At 49.9% G+C, this 22,011-nt stretch carries 18 protein-coding genes and 1 riboswitch; of the genes, 8 read left to right on the top strand and 10 right to left on the bottom strand.

The window, feature by feature from the left end; translation table 11 throughout:
* Positions 1-603 carry a nucleotidyltransferase family protein gene (locus NST99_RS01845; protein ID WP_341097522.1) on the top strand — a complete coding sequence of 201 codons (603 nt, stop codon included), beginning with the start codon at positions 1-3 and terminating at the stop codon, positions 601-603.
* Between the two features lie 2 nt (positions 604-605).
* On the opposite strand, the gene NST99_RS01840 is transcribed toward NST99_RS01845, so the two are convergent.
* Both NST99_RS01840 and NST99_RS01835 read right to left on the bottom strand, forming a co-directional pair.
* The gene (locus tag NST99_RS01840) at positions 606-1,409 is read right to left on the bottom strand and encodes a VanZ family protein (RefSeq protein ID WP_341089365.1); all 804 of its coding nucleotides are present in this window, start codon (positions 1,407-1,409) and stop codon (positions 606-608) included.
* Positions 1,410-1,566: 157 nt separating this feature from the next.
* A complete protein-coding gene (locus NST99_RS01835; RefSeq protein ID WP_341089364.1) occupies positions 1,567-3,003 on the bottom strand; it encodes an NAD(P)/FAD-dependent oxidoreductase in 1,437 nt (478 codons plus the stop codon).
* Positions 3,004-3,125: 122 nt separating this feature from the next.
* Positions 3,126-3,225: riboswitch (purine riboswitch) on the bottom strand.
* Positions 3,226-3,805: 580 nt separating this feature from the next.
* Here NST99_RS01835 and NST99_RS01830 point away from each other — a divergent pair.
* Positions 3,806-4,546, top strand: coding sequence for a GGDEF domain-containing protein (locus NST99_RS01830; protein ID WP_341089363.1), 741 nt, complete (start codon positions 3,806-3,808; stop codon positions 4,544-4,546).
* 121 nt (positions 4,547-4,667) lie between these two features.
* Here the strand turns inward: NST99_RS01830 and NST99_RS01825 are convergent, their stop codons facing one another.
* A complete protein-coding gene (locus tag NST99_RS01825; protein WP_341089361.1) occupies positions 4,668-7,778 on the bottom strand; it encodes an EAL domain-containing protein in 3,111 nt (1,036 codons plus the stop codon).
* Positions 7,779-8,092: 314 nt separating this feature from the next.
* Between NST99_RS01825 and NST99_RS01820 the strand changes: the two genes are divergently transcribed.
* The 6 genes from NST99_RS01820 to NST99_RS01795 all read left to right on the top strand — a co-directional run bounded on the left by NST99_RS01820 (position 8,093) and on the right by NST99_RS01795 (position 14,432).
* Positions 8,093-8,236 (top strand): hypothetical protein, encoded by a 144-nt coding sequence (locus NST99_RS01820; protein WP_179091777.1) that lies wholly within the window; start codon positions 8,093-8,095, stop codon positions 8,234-8,236.
* A 202-nt stretch (positions 8,237-8,438) separates the two neighbouring features.
* Positions 8,439-10,652 carry a TPM domain-containing protein gene (locus NST99_RS01815; protein ID WP_341089359.1) on the top strand — a complete coding sequence of 738 codons (2,214 nt, stop codon included), beginning with the start codon at positions 8,439-8,441 and terminating at the stop codon, positions 10,650-10,652.
* A 366-nt stretch (positions 10,653-11,018) separates the two neighbouring features.
* Entirely contained in the window at positions 11,019-12,203 is a 1,185-nt protein-coding gene (locus tag NST99_RS01810; protein WP_341089357.1) for an acetyl-CoA C-acetyltransferase, read from the top strand.
* Positions 12,204-12,236: 33 nt separating this feature from the next.
* Complete coding sequence (locus NST99_RS01805) at positions 12,237-12,977, top strand: acetoacetate decarboxylase (RefSeq protein ID WP_341089356.1); 741 nt, start codon at positions 12,237-12,239, stop codon at positions 12,975-12,977.
* Between the two features lie 137 nt (positions 12,978-13,114).
* Positions 13,115-13,783: a CoA transferase subunit A gene (locus tag NST99_RS01800; protein WP_341089354.1), complete on the top strand. Its 669-nt coding sequence runs from the start codon at positions 13,115-13,117 to the stop codon at positions 13,781-13,783.
* Positions 13,776-14,432, top strand: a complete 657-nt coding sequence (locus NST99_RS01795; protein ID WP_341089352.1) for a 3-oxoacid CoA-transferase subunit B — start codon at positions 13,776-13,778, stop codon at positions 14,430-14,432. Before NST99_RS01800 ends, NST99_RS01795 begins: the two co-directional genes overlap by 8 nt.
* Before the next feature lie 102 nt (positions 14,433-14,534).
* On the opposite strand, the gene NST99_RS01790 is transcribed toward NST99_RS01795, so the two are convergent.
* From NST99_RS01790 to NST99_RS01760, 7 genes are all read right to left on the bottom strand, one after another.
* Positions 14,535-15,341, bottom strand: a complete 807-nt coding sequence (locus tag NST99_RS01790; RefSeq protein WP_341089351.1) for a formate/nitrite transporter family protein — start codon at positions 15,339-15,341, stop codon at positions 14,535-14,537.
* Positions 15,342-15,774: 433 nt separating this feature from the next.
* Positions 15,775-16,875, bottom strand: coding sequence for a toxic anion resistance protein (locus NST99_RS01785; RefSeq protein ID WP_341089350.1), 1,101 nt, complete (start codon positions 16,873-16,875; stop codon positions 15,775-15,777).
* 11 nt (positions 16,876-16,886) lie between these two features.
* Positions 16,887-17,597, bottom strand: a complete 711-nt coding sequence (locus NST99_RS01780; RefSeq protein ID WP_341097521.1) for a hypothetical protein — start codon at positions 17,595-17,597, stop codon at positions 16,887-16,889.
* Between the two features lie 34 nt (positions 17,598-17,631).
* Complete coding sequence (locus NST99_RS01775) at positions 17,632-18,687, bottom strand: ATP-grasp domain-containing protein (protein WP_341089349.1); 1,056 nt, start codon at positions 18,685-18,687, stop codon at positions 17,632-17,634.
* On the bottom strand, positions 18,684-19,517 hold the full coding sequence (locus tag NST99_RS01770) for an HAD family hydrolase (protein WP_341089347.1): 834 nt from the start codon (positions 19,515-19,517) through the stop codon (positions 18,684-18,686). Before NST99_RS01770 ends, NST99_RS01775 begins: the two co-directional genes overlap by 4 nt.
* Positions 19,514-20,674: a cysteine protease StiP family protein gene (locus NST99_RS01765; protein WP_341089345.1), complete on the bottom strand. Its 1,161-nt coding sequence runs from the start codon at positions 20,672-20,674 to the stop codon at positions 19,514-19,516. Before NST99_RS01765 ends, NST99_RS01770 begins: the two co-directional genes overlap by 4 nt.
* Positions 20,658-21,965 (bottom strand): phosphoribosyltransferase family protein, encoded by a 1,308-nt coding sequence (locus tag NST99_RS01760; RefSeq protein WP_341097520.1) that lies wholly within the window; start codon positions 21,963-21,965, stop codon positions 20,658-20,660. The genes NST99_RS01765 and NST99_RS01760 overlap by 17 nt, the downstream gene beginning before the upstream one ends.
* Positions 21,966-22,011 lie beyond the last annotated feature (46 nt).

Raw genomic sequence — 22,011 nt, 5'->3', positions numbered from 1 at the left:
CTGCTGATCCATACGGAGGAAGATCTCCTGCGGGCCGTGAGAGAAGACCCGTGGATGATGAATATTCTATCTGCCGCCCGAGCGCTAATGCTGCCCGATTCCTGGGTCTGCGCCGGATTTGTCCGCTCTAAAGTCTGGGATGTCCAGCATGGATTTACGGAAAGAACACCGCTGGCAGATATTGATGTTATTTATTATGATAGCAACGACATCCGCGAAGAGACCGAAAAAGCCTGGGAAGCGCAGCTGCGAGCTGCCGATCCTTCTATCCCCTGGTCGGTCAAAAACCAGGCGAGAATGCATGTGGTTAACGATATTCCGCCCTATACCTCTTCTGCCGACGGCATGTCCAAATTTCCCGAGACGGCAACCGCGCTTGGGCTTTCGCTGGATGAACACGGTAATTTAAGGTTGGCCGCCCCTCATGGCATCCAGGATGTCATCCAAATGGAGCTCAGACCCACTCCGAGTTTTATAAGCAACCGCCAGTTGCACTCTATCTATGAGAAACGGATCGCCAGCAAGAATTGGAGGTTGTTATGGCCTCGGGTGCAAATTACAGCTGTCGGCCAGCTCGCCCAAGAAGATAGGAACGCTTGGTAATATCACTTCAGAACATTTACGAGCAACACCCTTGCCGCCTTTTTACTGTCTCCGTCCAACCAGACTCTGACTGTAGGGGCGACTGGGGATGATTCTACTATGGAGACCAGGCCGGAAATCGTACTTTCTTCGTAGGTGGTGATGATCCTATTTTGATCAGACGCCAAGTGCCTGATAATGATTTTGGTGGAGGCACCTACTGGAATGGTACTATTCTCTTGCCCAAGTTCTGTTGTTTCCGCTGTTTTCTTCAGCATACTATACTTAGGATTGTTATATAGGGTTATAGCGTCAGTCTGGGCAGCGGTCAAATCGCCGAACAGATCCGCCGTACTCTCATCTACGCCTGTCATGAGCTGCTTATTCTCATCTATGTATTCCATCTCCTGATCGGCAAAAGGCAGCAGGCTGCGATCCAGCACCCCCGTCACAACACCTCCGCCAAGTCCCGCCAGTAAAAAGAATCCAATGATCGCTGCAAGGAGCTGGTTTCCGGAAGGAGCGATCTTGAAGAGTGCTTTATACAAGGCTACGCCAATCACACCTCCTGCACAGTTCAACAGAATATCGTCAATATCACTGCTTCCCAGCGCAAAGATATATTGAATGATTTCAAAAGCTATACTAACCGAGAAGACGAAAACAAACTTAAATCCCCAGTTCCTGCTCTTTCCTATATAAGCTGCGGCAAGGCCTAAGGGGATAAAAATCCCGATGTTGCCCAATACATTGGTCACCATTCTATCGCTGCCGATGGATTCATCTGTAAAAAATCTGTAAATCGTATGGAAGGGGATCAAGTTCACACTTCTTAAGGCTGCGTCACCCTCTCGAATTTACAATTATGATAATTATTGTATACCATATGAGCGGGAGTTCAAATGATAGATAAATAGAAGAAGGGCAGACTCAACGCAGAAATTCCTGCAGTGAGTCTGCCCTTCTTCACTTATTCTATTGTCTTTAAGCGCCGGTTTGTTCCAGCATCCCCCGGGCAATCCATACCCCGGCGGCTCCGGCTTGAGCCAGACCGCGGGTAATGCCCGCACCGTCTCCGCCGCAGTACAGTCCGGAAATTTCCGTCTCCAGATTGTCCGTAAGCTTCGGACGGGCCGAATAAAATTTCGCCTCTACTCCATAGAACAACGTATGTTCGGAGGCGATACCCGGAGTTACTTTTTCCAGCGCTTCCACCATTTCAATCAGGCTCTTCATGGTGTTGTACGGCAGTACCAGTCCCAGATCGCCGGGTACCGCTTCCTTCAGCGTCGGCTCCAGGAATCCTTCCTTGATTCGCGTTTCCGTTGAACGCCGGCCACGGAGAATATCACCGTATTTCTGTACAATCACGCCGCCGCTGGACAAATCGTTCGCCCGCTTGCAGATTTCCCGGGCATATTCATTGGGCTTGTCGAAGGGTTCGGTGAACGTATGCGAGACCAGCAGGGCAAAGTTGGTATTCTTCGAACCCAGTGCAGGGTCTTTATAGGAATGTCCGTTGGCCGCCATCACACCGCTGTGATTTTCCACAACAACATGTCCTGACGGATTGCTGCAGAAGGTGCGGACACGGGTGCCTACAGATGTATTGAAAATGAATTTCCCCTCATAGAGATGTTCATTGATCTCCCGCATTACCACATCCGAAGTTTCGACTCTTACACCTACATCGACCTGATTATTGTACATTTTCAGCCGGCGCTTCTTCAGCACCTCGGTCAGCCAGGCCGAACCGTCACGGCCCGGGGCAATCATAACCTTATCCGCCTCATGGCTTTCCCCGTTTTTCAGCGTAATGCCTGTAATGCGGTGCGTTCCATTGTCTTTTACGGTTACTATATCCTGAACCTCTGTCTTGAACAGCATTTCAATACGTGTTTTCAAATATTCGTATATGGATTTAAGGATTTCCAAATTTTGCTCTGTCCCCAGATGGCGTACCTGTGCCCGCAGCAGCTTCAGTCCGGCAGCGTAACCCCGTTGCTCAATATTGCGGATACTCTCGGTTGTCGGATCGGTAATGACCGGTGTTGCGCCATGCTCCAGGTTAATGCTGTCTACATATTCGATCAGCTCCAGCACTTTGGAGGGTGCCAAATAATCGGTCATCCAGCCGCCGAACTCCGTCGTGATATTAAATTTGCCGTCACTGTAGGCCCCTGCTCCCCCGAAACCGGCAGTAATTGAACAGGCAGGCAGACAGCCGGCAAATTCCTTGCGCCCCGAAGCGGGCGGACAGAGCTTGATCTTCTCCTCAAGGATCGGGCAATTACGGCGGTAAATATCATGACCCTTGTCCACAAGCAGCACCTTCAAATCAGGCGCCTTTCGTGTCAATTCATAGCAGGCGAATATTCCAGCCGGACCCGCACCAACGACAATCACATCATATTTACTCATCTGTTTCTCTGTTCCTCCTAGGGAGAAACGGCATCGCCGTACTCATGCAGGCCATTGTCCGTTTCTGCGAAAATAGATAGTTTATTAACCACAACACAAAAATCCCGGATACTTCATAGGTATGCAAAATGCACCCTATTCGTAGCCAGGAATTTACGGTCCCCTGTAGAAACCCCCAAACCTTATCTTTGAGGATATACGAACAGCTTAACTTTATTATATGAGCCAATAGAAATTCTACAGATTATTCACGAATGTGTCAAGGACAAAACCATACAATAATTCGCCTTTAGATCTTAATTATAGAATCTTTAACTATATCTCCTGATTTCAATTCACTTAAACACGAACATTATTAGATGAATTCCACTGGAAGGAAACCTGAAATATTTGTCGAATATATAGTCGAATATATAGTTAAATCGCCACTGGAAAAGAGGAACCGCTCATGCACATCCCAACGCTAACTCCTCGCCAAATCTATTGGAATCGGGTACTCCTCAATTCATTCTGGATGGTGCTGATTGTACATTTGGCAAGCCAGCTATTTGCCTCCCTGTCTATGTGGGGACATCTTCCACAATTTACGAGCGGGCAATATTTCATTCCCCATATGCTGATTCCAGATTCCATCATATTTGCTCTAATTGTCGTTCTGGAAGCTGTCTACAAGTGGAAGCCCTTATTTTCGGAGTTTTCAATAGTTTTCACCAGCCATATTTACGCAATTTTGATGATTTCAAATCTTAGCCCGGAATATCATGTTAAACCCCTGATCATGCTCCTCCCATTGCTCGTCTCTATGATTTATCTGAAACAAAGCTATATGAAGGTTTCCTCAGCCGTCTGTCTGCTGTACGCCGTTATGCTGTTTCTTAATACATCGCCCTATGACTATACGCTGCGAATTGAGCATATTATTATCGCTCTCATCTTCGCCGGAACATCCCTGGCCGGATTCGGGGTGATCGTCAGAGGCCGCGAGCTCATACAATCACTGGAGAACTCTGTGAAATCCGAGCAGGATCTGCGCATTCAGAATATCATTATGGACCGTCTGTCCAAGATCGACCCCCTGACGGATTTGTACAATCACAAAACCTTTCATGAGTATTTAGGCTGGCTGATTGAGCATCAGCAGAGCACCCCCTTCCCGATGCAGCTGGCGGTGATGGATATTGATAATTTCAAAAAGGTAAATGACCAATATGGGCATTGGGTCGGAGATATCGTCCTTAAGCAGGTTGCAGGAATGGTACTGAAGCATATTGGCTCAGATGACTTTGCCGCACGTTACGGCGGAGAGGAATTCGTCATTATTCTGACCGCCAAGAAGCTGGAGGAATCAAGCGAAATTATAGGGCGGATCTTAACGGGGATTGCAGGCATGCCAGTCACCGAAATGGACGGTAAATCCGTAACGGTGAGTATCGGGATGCATGACTACCGGGGAGAGGATTCCAAGAGCTCCACCTTTCAGCAGGCGGACGATGCCCTGTACGAAGCGAAGAAGACCGGCAAGAACAAAATTATCATTTTCTAAGCCGTCCAGTAGACATTTGATGAGACTTTCCCAAGACTATTCCTGCGTGAAAAGATAAAGCGAACCCGCGGACTGTATCGTCCCGGGCTCGCTTTGCTATGCAGCCATCTCTATTTCTATTTCAATAATGAGGCTCCAGCAGTTCCCATACTCCGCGCTCAGGAACCGGCCTGCTGATTAAATAACCCTGTACCTTATCGCAGTCGAATTGTTTAAGAAATTCCAGCTGTCTGGCATCCTCTACTCCCTCTGCTACCACATCAAGACCCATTTTGTGGCCGAGAACGATGATTGTCTGAACAAAGGATTGGCTGTAGGCCTTATCCTCCAGAGAATCTATAAAGATTTTATCCATCTTCAGTGTGGAAATCGGCAGCTGCTGCAAATAACTCAAAGAAGAATACCCTGTTCCGAAATCATCCAGGGCGATACGGATCCCGCGCGACTTGAGGAATCCCAGCTTGCTTACAGTGCTTTCGAAGGATTCCATAAAAATGGATTCCGTGATTTCGAGTTCCAGACAGCTGGGCTCAAGTCCGCTTTCCGCAAGGCTGTCCAGCACCATTTCCACGAAATCATCCTGCAGCAGCTGAATGATCGAAATGTTGACGGATATTTTATATGGAATTCCGGTGCGGTCATGTACGCTTTTCATGAACCTGCTGGCTTCTCTAAGAACCCATTCGCCGATATAGATAATCAGCCTGGAATCCTCGGCAATCTTGATAAATGACAGCGGTGATACAAAACCAAGCACAGGACTGTTCCAACGAATCAAGGCCTCAAAGCCGGAAATCATCCCGGTCCCGATCTCCACCTGCGGCTGATAATGCAGCTCAAATTCATTGTTGTTCATCGCACTTCGCAGATGCTTCTCAATGTTCATCCGTTCATTAAACGCGGTATGCATGGACTTATCATAGACTACATACGTGCTTTTGCCCTCTTCTTTGGCCCGGTACATCGCCACATCGGCATTCTTCAGAATCTCCTCTGTGGTCTCCCCGTCTTCCGGATAGAAGGAGATCCCGATGCTGACAGAGACATACAGATTGCTTTCCCCGATAAGGAAAGACCTGCGGAATGACCGCATGATGTCCTCCGCCAAATTCAGCACGGCTTCACGGTCATCCGTATCCTTGAGAAAAATTACAAATTCATCTCCGCCGAGTCTGGAGAGCATGGCTCTTTCATCCACAAGCGACTGCAGCCGTTCACTCGCCTTGCGGATGAGAATATCACCCGATTTATGACCCAGCGTGTCATTGATGTATTTGAAATTGTCGGTATCCACAAACAAGAGCGCCGCTTTGCCGCCCGGCCGCTGGAAGTAATTCTCCATCGTCTCCAGCAGGCTGAGGCGGTTGGGCAGATTACTTAGTGAGTCCACATAAGCCAAACGGTGCATATTCTTCTGATTTTCGACCAGCATATCATATTGTCCTACCAGTTCCTGCTGTGTTGCCGTAAGCTGCTCATACGTCGCCTCCAGCTCCTGATAGCTGTTACTCAGCTTGAACTCAGCTTGCTTGCGTTTGCTGATGTCAATCAGGGAACCCAGGAACAGCACAATCCTGTCCTTTGGATCGACAATCGCTTTGCCGCGCACCTCAAACCATACATAGTTGCCATCATGGGTTCGCATGCGGTATTCAGTCTCGTAAATCGGGGTCAACCCGGACAGATGCTCTTGTCTCGCCTTTCGTGCAGTCTCCTGGTCATCGGGATGAATGATACTGAGCACCCCGCCGTCGAACGAGTTGATTTCTTCTTCATTGTAGCCCATCACTTCGTACCAGCGGTCAGATAGCTTATAGACCCCTGTCTCCCAATCCAGCTCCCACATATAAGCACCAGAGCTTTCTGAGGCCAGCCGGAACCGGCGTTCACTGACCCCCAGCCTGTTAAGCTGTTCCTGCAGCTCCACCTCTGCCGCCGCCAGCTCCTCATAGGTCGACTCCAGCTCCTCGTAGCTGAGCTGAAGCTTAAGCTCACTCTCCTTACGCTCATCAATATCCAGTCCAACCAGTACGAAGATGTCCTCAGCCTGCTCATCCATCCCCTTAATCAGAGTAGTCCGTATGGAGAAATAGCGGGCATCCGGCACATGATCGGGAAGCCGCACTTCAACGTTGCCTGCGTAGTCCTTGTACACCGCTTTGATAAGGAGATCTCTGAGCAAGGCTGCGCTGCCTTCCAGACCGGGAATATCATCGAGGCTTTTTCCGAGCATGTCCTGCTCCTTCAGCCCCGTCATCTTTTCCGCATACTGATTGAAACGCACGATCCTCTTATCACCCTGCACCGCCCAGACAATCATTCCGGTATGCTCAATAACATCCTCAAAAAATTCCTGCTCGGAGTGGATAGTCCGGCGTAAACGCCTGATGTAAGCCCTTATTAGAACAATACCAAAAAGCAGCACACAGAAGCCGATGACAATTCCTGAAATGATTCTCCCTTTGGTTAGGGATTGGTAATCATCCGAATGAGCGAAAAAATATTGCCGGTACAGCTCCTCAAAAGCACCGGACCGCTGCAGCCGTTCCAGCCGTGCATTAACGTAGGAAACCAGCTCCGGTGCTGATTTGCTGATACCATAAGCGATATCCTCAGGATATAAATTACTCATTTTATGAATAATCGCACCGGTTAATCCACGGTCAATAATCAAATAATCGACGACACCCTGGTTCTCGAACAAGAGATCAATCTCGCCTTTCTGCAGAGCCTCCAGCGCTTCTGGTACTGTTGCATATTCTATGTAATGTGAGACTCCTGCTTTGCCGTGCAGCACCATCTCGGAGTACTGACCCTTGCCCACTCCTACCTTATAGTTCTCCAAGGTGCTTAGCTTCACTTCTTCTTTCAGCGCCTGGCGCGAATAGACAGAGATATAGCTTTTGAACACAGGCTTAGAGAACAGTGCCTGCTTCTTTCTCTCCTCCGTAACGGCCATAAGTCCGGTGGTATCAATCTCTCCGTCAATTAGCCGTTTATACGTTTCCTCCCATTCGCCGGTGCTGTATTGAATCAGATAATCCTGCTTCTCAAAAATCATACTTGTCAGGTCAATATCAAAGCCGGTCAGATATCCGTTCTGTATGTATTTATAAGGCGGATAACCCAGTTCTGTCTGATATCTTATCTCTTGTCTTTCAGCGTGAGCGGCAGCAGGGGGTGCAATCATGAGCACAATGCTAATTAGAAGGATGAGTTTACACCGCTTCATCGCAATTCTCCTTTTTCCAATAAAAATCGGGCTAAGAGCATTTATAAGAAGCTGTATTCGACAAAAAATGGTATGGTTCCTGCAAGTTTACCCGACCTATTGTGATAAAATGTGCAAATATACCAGTTCACTGCCCCGCTTGAGTAAGGTGCTGCGCTGTCCATTACAAAAAACAGTTCATCTTTTTAATTTTTTATATTGCTTTTTTAGCTTAAAATGTGGATAATAGCAATAACACTTGATAATGATTATCATTATTAAATAAACGAATATATCCAATTCACTATATGGAGTTAAAAGGAGACTGAACACCCATGAACTCAGCCAATACCCGGACCGCTCTGCAGGTTGACGACTATCTGGATCTGCTCAATCTTGCTGTTAAAGTTGGAGATTTGAAATGGCAAAAAGAAATTAAATCCAGATTACAATATATTCTCTGCCTGCAAATCAGATAATGATCGTGCAGAATGCCGCATTCCCGGATTACGGGGGTGTGGCTTTTTTTGTTTCCATTTATAGAAAAACAATTGATACAAGCTGCGAAAGGGCCATTAATTGCTTTAAAGTGCATCTGCAAAGCTTAAAATGTTTAATGATATAGTATAATAATCAGCATAATATACTGAACAATAGTCCTATAGATCGGAGCGTGCCAGTTTGAAAAAATATATATCCTTGTTCCTGATCATCAGCCTGCTATGGATGCCAAGTATCTATGCGGCAGCGATTCCCGCTCAGCAGGGACTGATTATCGATGAAGCCGGTCTGCTCACGAAGCAGGAGACAGCTGCTATTGCCGCTATTGCTGAGGGAGACCGCTATACCATCCGGGTGCTGACTGTCGATTCTTTGGATGGCGCCGAGCCTGGCACCTATGCCACTGAAGTCTATGATTCCTGGGGCCTGACGCCGCAGGATGTTCTCCTTCTGATCTCTGCGGGAGACCAGAGAGTTGAACTGAACTTCAACAATCCGGGCCTACAGGACTCTATCAACTCCTGGTCTCAAGCTAAAGGCGGAGCCTTGGATACCGCAGCCCTCACGGGGCTGCTGGACACGTATTTTAATCCTTATGCCCGGGAAGGGGATTTTGCCGGAGGAATCCGTTCCATGATTCAGAAGCTGCACTCCTTCGGCGGCACTGGCAGCAGCAGCAGCAGCGACCCAGGCCTTGGACTGCTGAAGATGGCCGGCATTGTCATTGGGATAGCGCTGCTGGCATTAGTGCTGTATGTGCTGTTCACCGGCCTGCGCAGACGGGGGCAGCTCGGCAGCCAGCAGGAGCAGCTGGCCGACTTGCTGGTCCGGGCGAACCGGGCGCTGGAGTCCCTGCAGCCGTTCCAGGGAATTGTTCAAGGCAAGACGGGAGAAATGGTCGAGGGAATCTCCAAGCGGCTGTCTGCACAGCTGGTGGAGATCTCCGCATTGCAGAGCAGCCAAAGCTCACAGCCTCCCTTCTACCGTCTGAAGGCGCTTAAGGCTGCCAGCTCACAGTTGCAGCAGACTGAAACAGCTTTCCGCTCCTCGCTGGAGGAAGAAGAGCAGCACATTGCCGTAATCAGTGATGCTGACCGCAACGTTAAACAGCAGATTACCGAACTGAAGAAGGAAGCGCCTGAATTGAACCTCCAGCTTCAGAGTGCGGTCAAGGAGACCGGCTATGGGCTGCAGGAAATTGCCGATGATCTGAAAGAGCTGGCTGAAGAGACCGCCAAAGCGGATGAGCTGGAGCTGTTCGACCCAATTGCCGCACAGGATATGACCGGGGAGGCGCAGGAGAAGCAGGCGCAGATCGAGCAGGATCTGCACGATGTCGATACGTATGACGACAAATTGAATAACTTCCCTGGAGTTCTGGCGGCTGCCCGCAGCACAATCGCCGCATTGATCGAACAGAATTCCCTCCACAATATGAAGGTCAAACCTTATGAGAATCTGGATCAGGCCTCCGCAGCAGCCGCAACACTTGAAGCTCCCCTGCGCAGTGGAGACATGGATGAGGTGCGCAAAATCGCTGCCCGTATGGATTCCCTGCTGGGCGATGCCATTGCCATGACAGAACGCCAGGCCCTGATCCGCCAGAACAACCTGAGGGATCTGGATACGATCCGCAGCCGTTGGAGCGGGCTGTCTCAGCGGCGCAATGAGCTGAACAGCCGGATCTCCGAAGCCCGCAGCCGGTTTGCGGAGATCCACCTGACCCTGCTTGAGGAGGTAATGGAGACTGCGGGAACACAGCTCCGTCAGGGTGCGGGAGAAGTTCCGCAGATCGAAACCTGGACCAGTGACCAGCGGGGGGAATATGACAATGCCCGCAATAGCCTGGACCAGTTGCTCAAACTTCAGGAAGAAACCGCCCAGAAGTTCGACAATGTCGGCGAAAGTCTCAATATGCTGGGCCAACGCTTAGCTAACGTCACCCGGCTCCTGCCGGAAGGACAGGAGCGTGTGGATACGGCCCAGCGGCGGCTTCAGAGCAAGGGAATCGCCTCCAGAAGCCAATTCCAGCTCTCCCTAATCCCTGAGTATGGTGAACTGGAGCAGCGGCTGTCCATCCGGCCTTATAACCTGGATGAACTGGAAGCTGTGGCACATGCCTACGAGTCCCGGATTTCCTCCTTCGTGGAGGAAGCGAACCGTCTCGTACGCCAAAAAGAAGAAGAGGAGCGCCTGGCACAGCTGGCCATCCTGCGGGAACAGCAGCGCCGGGAGCAGGCACGCAAGCGTGGCTCCTCTTCCGGCGGCTTCGACGGCGGCAGATCATCCGGCGGTTCCTCTTGGGGAGGCGGCGGCCGCTCGACTGGCGGGTCATCCTGGGGCGGTGGCGGCGGCAAATCCGGCAGAAATTCCTCTGGCGGCTCCAAATGGTAGACAGCGAACATATCTATGCAAAACGCCACCGGCCCGAAATAACGGGCCGGTGGCGTTTTTGACTTGAACTCTTTTTCACTTTTCATTCGTTTTTTCTGAAATAACCAGAAACATCCAGAAAAACAATGAAAATGATAGAACGGCTTCATTATATGAGTATACAAGGCCCCATACATATCAATATGTTAATTTTTGTATTTATTTGAACATTGAGTAAAATGAACATTAGACTTACGATTAATTTGCTAATTAATTCCAAATAAGGACGAAAGAAGGCGATCAAACTATAACGCTCACTCTCTCATGCACCGTGGTATATACCCGCATGTAAGTTTCTTAAACACAGTGAAAGGAATGTGAGAACTTGTGAAAAAAGTTGCATTGGTAAGCCCATTAAGAACAGCCGTCGGTTCTTTTAACAACGGACTTTCGTCAGTTAGTGCCTCAGAATTGGGGGCAAACGTGATGACGGCCTGCCTTCAGCAAAGTCAACTAGAGCCTGCATTGATTGATCAAATTTACTTAGGAAATGTCCTTCAAGCTGGCACTGGCCAAAATCCTGCCAGACAGGCGGCATTAAAAGCCGGCATTCCCATTGAAGTACCTGCATCAACAATAAACACGGTTTGCGGTTCAGGGCTTCATGCCGTCGCTTTAGCTTACAACTCTATTTTGGCAGAACAAGGCGGCGTCCTCTTAGCTGGAGGTATGGAGAGCATGTCGAACGCCCCTTATGTACTAAGGAATGCCCGAAATGGCTACAAGCTGGGCAACAGTGAATTGATAGACACCGTGGTAGCCGACGGCCTTACATGTCCCATCAACAAATATCATATGGGAATTACCGCAGAAAACATTGCCGCGAAATATAACATTTCAAGACTTGAGCAGGATGAATTTGCCTATGGAAGCCAGATCAAGGCTATAGAAGCAAAAAACAAGCATGTTTTTGCAGAGCAGATTGTTCCCGTTCTGACCAAAAGCAAAAAAGAGAATATTTGGTTCTCAGAGGATGAACATGTAAGAGGAGATGCAAGCAAAGAAAAACTTTCTAATTTAAAACCTGCATTTAAAACAAACGGATCGGTTACTGCCGGAAATGCCTCGGGGATCAATGATGGAGCGGCGGCTGTACTTGTTATGTCGGAAGATAAATGCAAGGAACATGCGGTACAACCGTTGGCCTATATCAAGGGTTATTCACTTGTTGGTGTTGACCCTGCATATATGGGGATGGGCCCGGTGAAAGCCGTTTCGTCACTTCTTAAGGATCAGGGAATCTCCCTTGATGCCATCGATCTGTTTGAGATTAATGAAGCCTTCGCTGCACAAGCATTAGCGGTAATAAAAGAGCTTGGGGTCAACCCGGAGAAGGTGAATGTCAATGGCGGCGCAATCGCGATTGGACACCCTGTCGGTGCAAGCGGAGCGAGGATATTGGTTACGCTTGTGCATGAAATGGTACGAAGCTCTGCGCGTTATGGCATAGCCTCGTTATGTATCGGAACGGGTATGGGAATCGCGATGCTGATTGAGAATGCACTCATCTAACACTCTTCTACAAGAAAGGGAGATCCGATTGTTATGAATCCACAAGAGATTTTTTCACTACAGTCCATGCCTGCAGCCAGCGCTAGTTATGGCCGTCCCCCCTACCGCTTCATCGACAGGGAATTTTTTATAATTACCTATGAATCCGATCCCGCTGCGATTAGACAGGCGGTCCCGGAGCCTCTTCAGCCGGATGGAAGCAACACCGTTTCCTATGAATGGATCAAGATGCCTGATTCATCCGGTCTAGGAAGCTATGAGGAGAGCGGTATTGTCATCCCGTGTACCTTTCAGGGCGAACCCTGCAATTTTGTTGCCCAAATGTATTTGGATAACGCACCTGCTATTCTTGGAGGACGTGAAATTTGGGGGTTCCCCAAAAAATGGGCGAATCCCCGCCTGAGTGTTGAAGGTACAGAAACGCTGACCGGTACATTACATTATAACCATGCCCTGGTCGCCATGGGAACCATGCCTTTCAAACATAACATTCTCGGTGAAAAGGACACGGCTACAGCCATCGCAAAAACCCAAGTGAATCTAAAATTAATTCCCGATGTTGATGGTACCCCTAAAATTGCGCAGTTAGTGGCCTACAATCTCGAGAATATTACAGTAAAGGGTGCCTGGTCAGGGCCGGCCCGGTTAAGTCTGACCCCCCACGTCCATGCTCCTGTGGCAGATTTTCCTGTTAAGGCGTATATCGGCGGCAAACATTTTATTGCCGATTTAACGCTGCCCTACGCAAGAGTCATTCATGATTATCTCCAGTAAACTTTGCTTTCCAAGTGGAAACGGCTACGCCGTCCTTTTAAAGGACGGGGTGTTTCAGCGAGAAATAGACGGATAATATATAGCGTGAAACATATAAATTCTATATTTTCAAAAAAATATACAAGGAGTCAGAAACCATGAATAACAAATTAATCTCCGCAGAAGACGCCGTTAAGAAGGTCAAAGACGGAGACACGGTGATGGTCGGCGGTTTTCTGGCCGGAGGCCATCCGGAACAGTTGGTGCGTGCGCTTGTCGAGACCCATTCCGCCGGTAATCTCTCCATTATTTCCAATGATACTGGCACCACAGAATTATCTATATATAAGCTTGTAAAAAGCGGCAGAGTCAAGCGGATTTATGCATCCTATATCGGCTCCAATCCGGAAACGGGAAGACTCCTTATGACCAAAGAAGCTGAGGTAAACCTCTTCCCGCAAGGCACGTTAGCTGAAAAAATACGTGCAGGAGGAGCAGGCTTGGGCGGTGTTTTAACACCTGTAGGTGTAGGTACCATTGTAGAGGAAGGCAAAAGGAAAATTGATATTGACGGAAAGGAATATCTGCTCGAACTGCCGCTCAAAGCGGACGTGGCGCTAATCAGAGCCCATAAGGCAGATGAAGCGGGCAATCTTGTGATCAACGGATCCTCACGCAACTTCAATTTCGTTATGGCTACGGCGGCAGATTATGTAGTTGCCCAGACAGACGAATATGTAAAGCTCGGGGAGATTGATCCCAATCATGTCAACGTACCCGGAATATTTATCGACGCCATTGTAAAGGTAGGGGATATGCATGAATAACCGAGAATTCATTGTGAGAAGAATCGCCCAGGAATTCAAAGACGGCGATGTGGTCAACCTGGGTGTCGGCATGCCTACCATGGCAGTAAACTATATTCCCGATAATGTTCATATTATGCTGCAGGCTGAGAACGGAATCCTTGGTGTTGGCCCCAAAGCCACAAAGGAACAAGAAAATATCGATTGTATTGATTCTGGCGGAAGTTATGTTACAACAATGGCAGGAGCTTGCTATTTTGACAGTGCGCTTTCATTCTCCATCATCCGTGGAGGGCATGTGGACATCACCGTCTTGGGTGCCTTGGAGGTTGATGAGAACGGCAACCTTGCAAGCTGGATGATTCCAGGAAAAAAAGTGCCGGGCATGGGGGGAGCTATGGATTTGGTGGTCGGGGCCAAGCGTGTCATTGTAGCCATGGACCATGTGAACAAAGATGGGGAACCGAAAATATTAGAACATTGCAAGCTTCCCCTGACTGCTGTAAATGTTGTGCAAACCATTGTAACCGAAATGGCTGTCATCGATGTGATTCCGGGCACAGGGCTGATGCTGAAGGAAATTGCGCCGGGTCTGTCGGTGGAAGACGTTCAAAAGGCAACCAGGGCAAAGTTGTTGATCTCGCCAAACTTGAAGGCCATTGCCGTTTAAGCAAAAAGGTAACCTACGGTATTTGGCTAATTCCAAACACCACCGTCCCCAAAAAACCAGCCCGCCCTCCCAATCTGGGGAAGCGGGCTGGTTGGTCTTGGGTTAATGCGTATCCTTGGGCTTGTCATGCTCCTCGTCAAGAAACGGCTTGTTCACATAGTAATACATTACACCCATCAATACACCGCCGCCAATCAGATTCCCAATGGTGACAGGCACCAGATTGTGCACCACACCGCCCCAAGAAATCGTACCGGGATGATCGAGCACCAGTGCAATCGCAAAGGTACACATGTTAGCTATGCTGTGTTCATATCCGGAAATAAAGAAGCAGAATACGAACAGGACCATGGCGAACATTTTAGCCCCGTCGCTTTTCATTGACATCGGAACAAAAAACGCCAGACAGACCAGCCAGTTACACAGAATCGCGCGGAAGAACAGCTGCATTGCCGGGGCTTCCATCTTGTGGGCCACCACATTCAACAGGAATCCGTTCACACTGGAGTCATAGAACAATCCTGTCAAAAAAATCAGCAGCGCAAAGGCGGTGGCCCCGAGAATATTGCCGATGTAGCTGATGACCCACATCCGCACCACCTCGGTCCACTGCATCTTGCGTCTTAAGGCAGCATACGTGTAATAAAATGTATCCCCGGTGAACAAATCGCCTCCGCCGTAGGAGATCAGGATGATGGCTGCGCCGAACGTAATCGCAGCCATCGGATAGGTCATCGGTGATTGCTCCATGTAGAAAAAGTTGCCCGTCTTGAAGGCTACAATTACGCCGAATCCGATAAACATACTAGCCAGCATTGCTCTGGCGATATAACGCAAAATGCTTTGCTGATAAATCTTCTGTTTCTTCAGCGCCAATTTCTCAACCTGCAGCAGTGCCTCGTTCTCCATATGACCTCCGCTTAATGCTTGTATTTTCCGCGATGATGGCAGGCTGATACAGCCCCCTAGGGTATTATACCCAATAAACCGCTGGAAATTGCTTGAATCACGGAGCGTCAATATATTACAAATTTTATTTAGTGAGAATCCGTTGCCGCTGTGCTAGCTGCCGTCATCCGGATCATTCAGCTTGGCAATGGCTTCCGCCTTTTCGCTGCTGGCTACGACAATAAGCACAAATATCAGGCATCCCAGAATCATCCGCAGTTCCTCACTTCCTCCATACGTTGCCTTAGTGACAACTTATGTAGGGTAGTACTCTATTATGAATGAATCTTAAGCTGCTGATATCCGAGGCTTAACCGCTATGCGCAAAAAAATCCTGCTGAACCATCCAGCAGGCTAGAACGAAATAGCTGTTTATCTATACTCGGACAAGGTGTCAGTTCAAGAAGCTGCTCAGCTCGCTATCGCTGCCGGCTTGCTTCAGCACTTGCGGCTGCGAGGCTTCGTTCAGCCCGAGACGGTTGTTCAGCTGCGTGTTGATTGTCGTCATTTTGGACGTATAATCCTGGCAGCTTTCGATAATCCGGCGGTTGGACTGCTCGGAGGTATCCAAGGCACTGAGCAGATCGCCGATGGCCTGATTCACTGCCTCCAGCGACATGGAAGGCTTGGACAGCAGCTCTGTCGTCTTCTCAGTCGTGGTGCGCAGCAGACGCGCATTCTCCTTGAACTGGTCCTCAATCGTCTTGTTCGTCGCTTCCACGGCGGAAATGACATTTTCCTGATCGGCCAGGGACATTGCAATCATCGCGGATACGGTGATCAGATTTGACGTCTTGTCAATCGCATTGTTGACCGAATCAATCAGCTTATCATTGTTGTCATTGATGATGTCCGTGGCGGCAATAGCCTGATTATAAAGCAGAATCATCTCGGTCATGGACTGGATCCGCACCATGACCTTGCGCAGACCGCGCTCCAGATAAGCCTTGCGGAATTCATTCTCCGGTTTGGCGATTTCCACCTCGAACAGCTCCTTCAGCTTGTTGCCAAAGGCAATCTTGGTCTGCAGGTTGTAGATTTCGTCCATGGAGGTGCGTTTCAGCTGCCGCATGTTGACAATGCTCTCTTCAAGCGTATCACGTCCGTCCCGCAGGCCGGTCACGATGGCATCGATATTTGTGCGTACGGACTGATATTTGTAGACATAATTCTTGAGCGGACTCTTGCGCAGCATTTTGCCGAAAAAGCTGACATTTTTGCTCTGCTGCAGATTCTCACATTCATTACGCAGCTTCATAATCATATTCGGCACTTCGACGCGTTTGCCGGACATCAGATCATTGACCGGGCGATCCAGCAGTATCAGGGTTTGTCCCGCTTTTTCCTGCGTCTTCACCCCAAGCTTGCCGATATCATCCATTAAGGAATCCAGTGCAACGGTATCGGTCTTGGCTACCTTCTCAATTAATTGGGAAGCTTCTGCAACTACCTTCTGCTCATCTTCTTTTTTGAGCTCTATCAACTGCGTGGACATGGGTTTCCCTCCTATAATTCGGAACTGCTGTACCGCTGATGAATCAGTTCCGCCTTGGTCTGAAGTTCCATCAGGTCTTTATGCTCGATCGTAGAGGCAATCTCCGTAATTTTAGAATCAACATCCCGCAGACCGTTCAGCAGCATTCTCCGATTTTTCGTTTTGGCCTCACCGCCAAGCCGCAGGAAAGGATTGATGACCCCGTTCAGGTCCTTCAGCACCAATCTGCGAACCGTGTGGTTGATCTCACCGTTGCCGAGCTCCTGAAGCAGCGGAATGATCCGCAGGAGCCTGGCGATCAGTGCCAATGATTTCTCGACAATTTCATTGTCGAGCGTATCCTTCTGACCCTCCGAAATAATCATATCCTCCAAAATGCTGAGATACTCCACCACCGGAGCGAATTCCGCTCCGATCCTGACCTCAGCCTGTCCTCTGCCGGACAAGGAATGTGGTGCACCGGTTTCCGATCCTGCGGGAGCAGCCCGGATCACTTCAGGACTGCCCGCAGCAGAAGCGGGGGCGATCGCTGCCGGCTCCTGCCCGGCCGGAAGTATCTCCGCCGGCAGGTTGGTTCGTGTGCGCTTGCCTCCAAGCAGCCCGATGGCAGCTCCGGCAACCGGGAACAGCAGAGAGAGCAGCTCTGGCAGGAAAGCGCTCGTCAGCAGAGCCACAACATAGCCGGCTCCTGCATACAACAATACTTTTGATTTCGAATAAATTGTCATCACCTCTTGCGAGCGTGTGAAATCACACTCAATTCACGGGATCCGTAATAGCGGATTCATCGTGTATTCTCATGATCATAGGCTGCTCTATATGGCTGGCCAGTATATCACCGGCAAACCCGGCAGGCTGAACCTCGCCGCCCAGCGCGCTTTTAACCGCCAGATAAGGGAAGTTGATACCAGTCAGACAAGAAACATGCAGCCCGCCGGACATCCGGGGGTTAATCTCCAACAGCTTGGGAACTCCGCCGCCGTATTTCATTTGTATATTGTAATTATAAGGGATCTTATAGGTTTCGGCGACACGCTTCGCAATATTCTCAAGTTCGGGAATATGCTCCATAACCCGCAGCCGCCCGTTGTCCTTGCGGCGCGGCACGGCGGAAAGCAGACTGCCGTTCTCGTCCGCCAGACAGTCGATACTGTACTCGTACCCTTCGAGAAGCTCCATAACCATCAGGGCAGGAAACGAGTCTACTCCGGAAAGGACGCGGTATGCCTCATCAAACGAAATATGCTGCGTCACATAACCGAAGAGCTCCTCTATAGGGCTGCGGCTGTTATTAATGATACGGAAGCCAAGCCCGCCTTCCGTCTCGGTAGGCTTAAAGCAGACCTCATGCCCTTTGGCCACAAGATCCTCGTAAGCCGCCTTGAATTGTTCCGCTGTATCAACAACATGATAATCGGGAATTTCCATTATTCCGCTATCCTTAACTTTGTTATAGAACTTGCCTTTATCCAAAATCATCTCCAGCAGCTCCAAATCGCGGCAGACCAGCACTTTCGTGCCGACGGCATCAAACATTGCAGCATGTAGGGCGATATCCATCATATGCAGACGCGGGATGAAGATATCAATCTCATTGCGGCGGCAGAAATCTACACAGAACTGCACGTATTCGATCCCTTCCAGAGCAGGTTCAGTTCCTGCAACGTCAGCGCCTTGCAGCGACATATGCCGGATATCGGAGTGGGTAGCAAAGATTTGAACAGGAATGCCGTCCTCATTATTCCGTATGAGATTCATATAATGAAAAGCCACGGAGAACCAGCGGTTGAAATAAATATTTACCTTTTTCATTGCGGCCCAACTCCCAATGTCGTTAGATTGTTATAAATCTTCTGAACATACTGCATAATTTCTTCCCCGGCATGGACGCCCGACAGCTCTGTAAAGGGATAGTTCAATTCTACTAGAGTGGCCTGCTGCTCGGCAAATATTTCCCCATGCCTCGGGGCAATGGCATAATCCGCGCTCTCCAGCAGACATTTGTCCAGCAGGGAATCCCCCGAAGCAACCATCGGCTCCGAATGAACCGTGCGGCGCACATGAACAATCGCATCGCTTTTGTTCACAGCCTCCGGCACTACATACAGCTTGCGGCCCTGCAGAGAAACCTTCCAGCCCAACCCAAGCAGACGTTCTGCCAGATGGTTAATCTCATCCAGAGGCAGGAGACCGCGGTACACCATAAATGTATAGAACAGCTCATCGCAATACCGTTCGTTGATAATCCATTCCGGACGCACCACCGATCGTACAAGCTTTCCCACTTCTTCAGCGGCAGCTGAATTGCGTTCCACCAGCCTGCCGATCAATGCCCGCCACTGCTGATCTACCACTCCGCGAACAAGAATGTTGCCACCGTTGCTGGTGACGGCATAATCCGGAATAATCGTCTCCTGGAACAGGTTGATCCGCTTATACTCCGCAATGGTCCGCGTAGTCACCGGCATGAAGATGATACTTGCGGTGAGCTCCTTCAAGCGTTGCAGTGCTGCGTGTGAAATATAGGAGACCGTTTTGCCGTCAATAATTTCAGCCGGCACCAATCCCGGTGAATCCTCTGGAACAAGCAGCGCGCCCAGGGAATAGATCAGGGTACGGTCTAAATCGCTGGCGTAAATCAATCGCTTTCCCCTCCTTTCAGCGGCTGGATAATTCCGCAGCAGGAATAGGTAAGCCCGGGATACACTTCTACCGGAACCCCCCGCTCCTCCGCCAACAGCAGAATGTGGCGCAGATTCGGGTTATCCATAGTATCGACAAGAATTTTCCAGGGTACTCTGCGCAGCAGCACACGCGTCGTCTCTCCCACGCCCGGCTTGACCAGATTGATGTTATCAATGCCGAACGTCTCCTGAATACTCTGGACATCACGCATTCCCTGCCAGGTAATCTCCGGCGGCGCTTTCAGCATGCCTGCAGCTATTGCCGCAGCATCCGCGGTTACGGAAGCGAAATGGGGTGTGATCGCTTCGATAAACACATTGGAGAGGTCACTGTCCAGCCATTCCCTATAGAACTTCGCACCATGGAACTCCTCCGGGCCGATCAGATCCTCACGCAGCACTGTACGGCTTATGAGTCCTGACACCGTCGAATTTAAGCAGGCGCTTGGAATCAGATAATCCGCCCTGGTCCCGAAAGTCTGCGAACAGCTTCCCGGATCCGCAAGTACGGCCAGATCGTCATTCAGCGCAATCCCGTATTTCTTATAAAAATCGGCGCAGGATTCAATAAGCACCTGGGTGATTGCGCCTTTGCCCGTCCAGCCGTCAATAAACTGCAGATTGGCATCCATACCATGCTGCTGCAGCATGTAGAGAATTGCGTTCTCATCCATGCCTTTGCCGCGGATAATTGAGATGCTGTAATGCGGCAGATCCACGCCGTACCGTTCGGCAATATAGCGTTTAATCAGTACGCCAATCGGCGTTCCCGCTCTGGCCAAGGAGACCAGCACCGTATGGTCTGTCCCCCGCCGGGATACGATCAGCTCGGAGACAACCGCAACCGCCTGCGCAACCTTTACCGCAGAGTGCCGGAGTGTCTCCTGAAACAATGCAATATACGGCTCCGTCGGCTGGTATTCCACAGGAAGCATCTCCGAATAGCTCACCCCGGACTGAATGGCTTTCTCCCGCTCCGCCGTACCCAGCTCCAGGGATACATTACTGAGATCCTTAAGCAGAAAACGAACATCCGATGGAGGATAGCTGCCGAGCGGAACCGGAGGGGCTATTCTTTTGCTCATGATCGTTTCTCCGCTATCCGTTCCCTTCATCAGCGGGCACCTCCACTTCCAGTTCAGGACCCAGTACAATCAGATGCACCTTGTTGCCGGCCAGCCCCTTCAAAATATCCATCATCGGCTCAATCCGACTATGAGGTACATCACGCTCCAGCAGCACAAAAATATCCCCATATTGTCCGGGGTCAACATTGTAGATATAATTCGTAATCCCCGTGTCTGTGGCCGATGGATAAGCAGCTGCGCTATGCACGCCATAATCCGGCCGGCGATCCGGATGAATCGGGCTGCGGGTGGATGACTGATAGGCAACCCCTTCCCCCATTTCGGCCGCAATCCGCATAGGCAGATACATAAATTCACCGACACCCATCACCAGGGCAGAGGGGCTCTCGCGCAGTTCGCGAAGCTGCGCTGCCACCTGTGCTGCACCCTTGTCGATCCAGACATTATCCTCCGAGCTAAGACCGAAGCGGCCGCTAAGCTTCAGATACGGCGAAGTGTTGATTTCCCCGCGCGAGTCGGTAGAGCTTACTGCCAGCCGCTCCAATCCGTCACGGATATACGTAATCATAACAGGCGCCTCACGGGCAGGCTTCGCCTGTCCTTTACCAACTTCTGCATCCAGCACAGGCGTCCCCTTCACTTCAATACAACCCTGCAGCAGAGACAACGCCTTAATCTGAATCCCGAGCTCCTGCTCCAGATCACGGTAAGCCTGAATATGCCCTTCGCTTCTCCAATCCAGCAGGGAGGCTACTACGTATTCTTTGCGCGGGAACTTGGACTGGATATCCCTGATCGTGTTGATCGCCGTATTGCCGGTCGTAATCTCGTCATCTACGAGTACAATCGGCTCTTCTCCAGATAACAGGGCAGCGTCCAGGGCATAACAGAGATGGTCAACCGCATGAGAATGCTCTTCTTCAAAGCTGATAATTGACGCCATCTCCGGAATGTCTTCACGGGTGGTATGAATATATGACGCGCCTCCGGCAAAAATGTTGTACATGCTATGACCCAGCGCAGTAGCAGTCTCGGCAAAACCTACAAAAACGACCGGCCGCGGAAGCACCAGCTGCGCGGCCAGCAGCTCGTGATAGGCTTCCTCTGCATGGAGAGGATGAATAAGTCCGTGAACCGCCGCATCCAGCAGCTTGTCCATCTGCTCATTGCCGGCAGCTCCGCCGTTCATTTCCCGGTATAAAAGCAGCCCCAGCGCTGCTCCGCTGAGCAGTGGAGTATAGGGCATTACCGGAATATGCTTGCCGAGCACCTTGCTGACAAAGAGAAAGGAACGCTTTTTATTGATCCGTGCAGCCATGGAGAATAAAGCTTCAACCGGCATATCAAAGGGGTTGGATGTTTCG

The sequence above is a fragment of the Paenibacillus sp. FSL L8-0470 genome, from assembly GCF_038008625.1.
Lineage (GTDB): Bacteria > Bacillota > Bacilli > Paenibacillales > Paenibacillaceae > Paenibacillus_AQ.
This window is presented reverse-complemented; position numbering and strand designations above follow the sequence as displayed.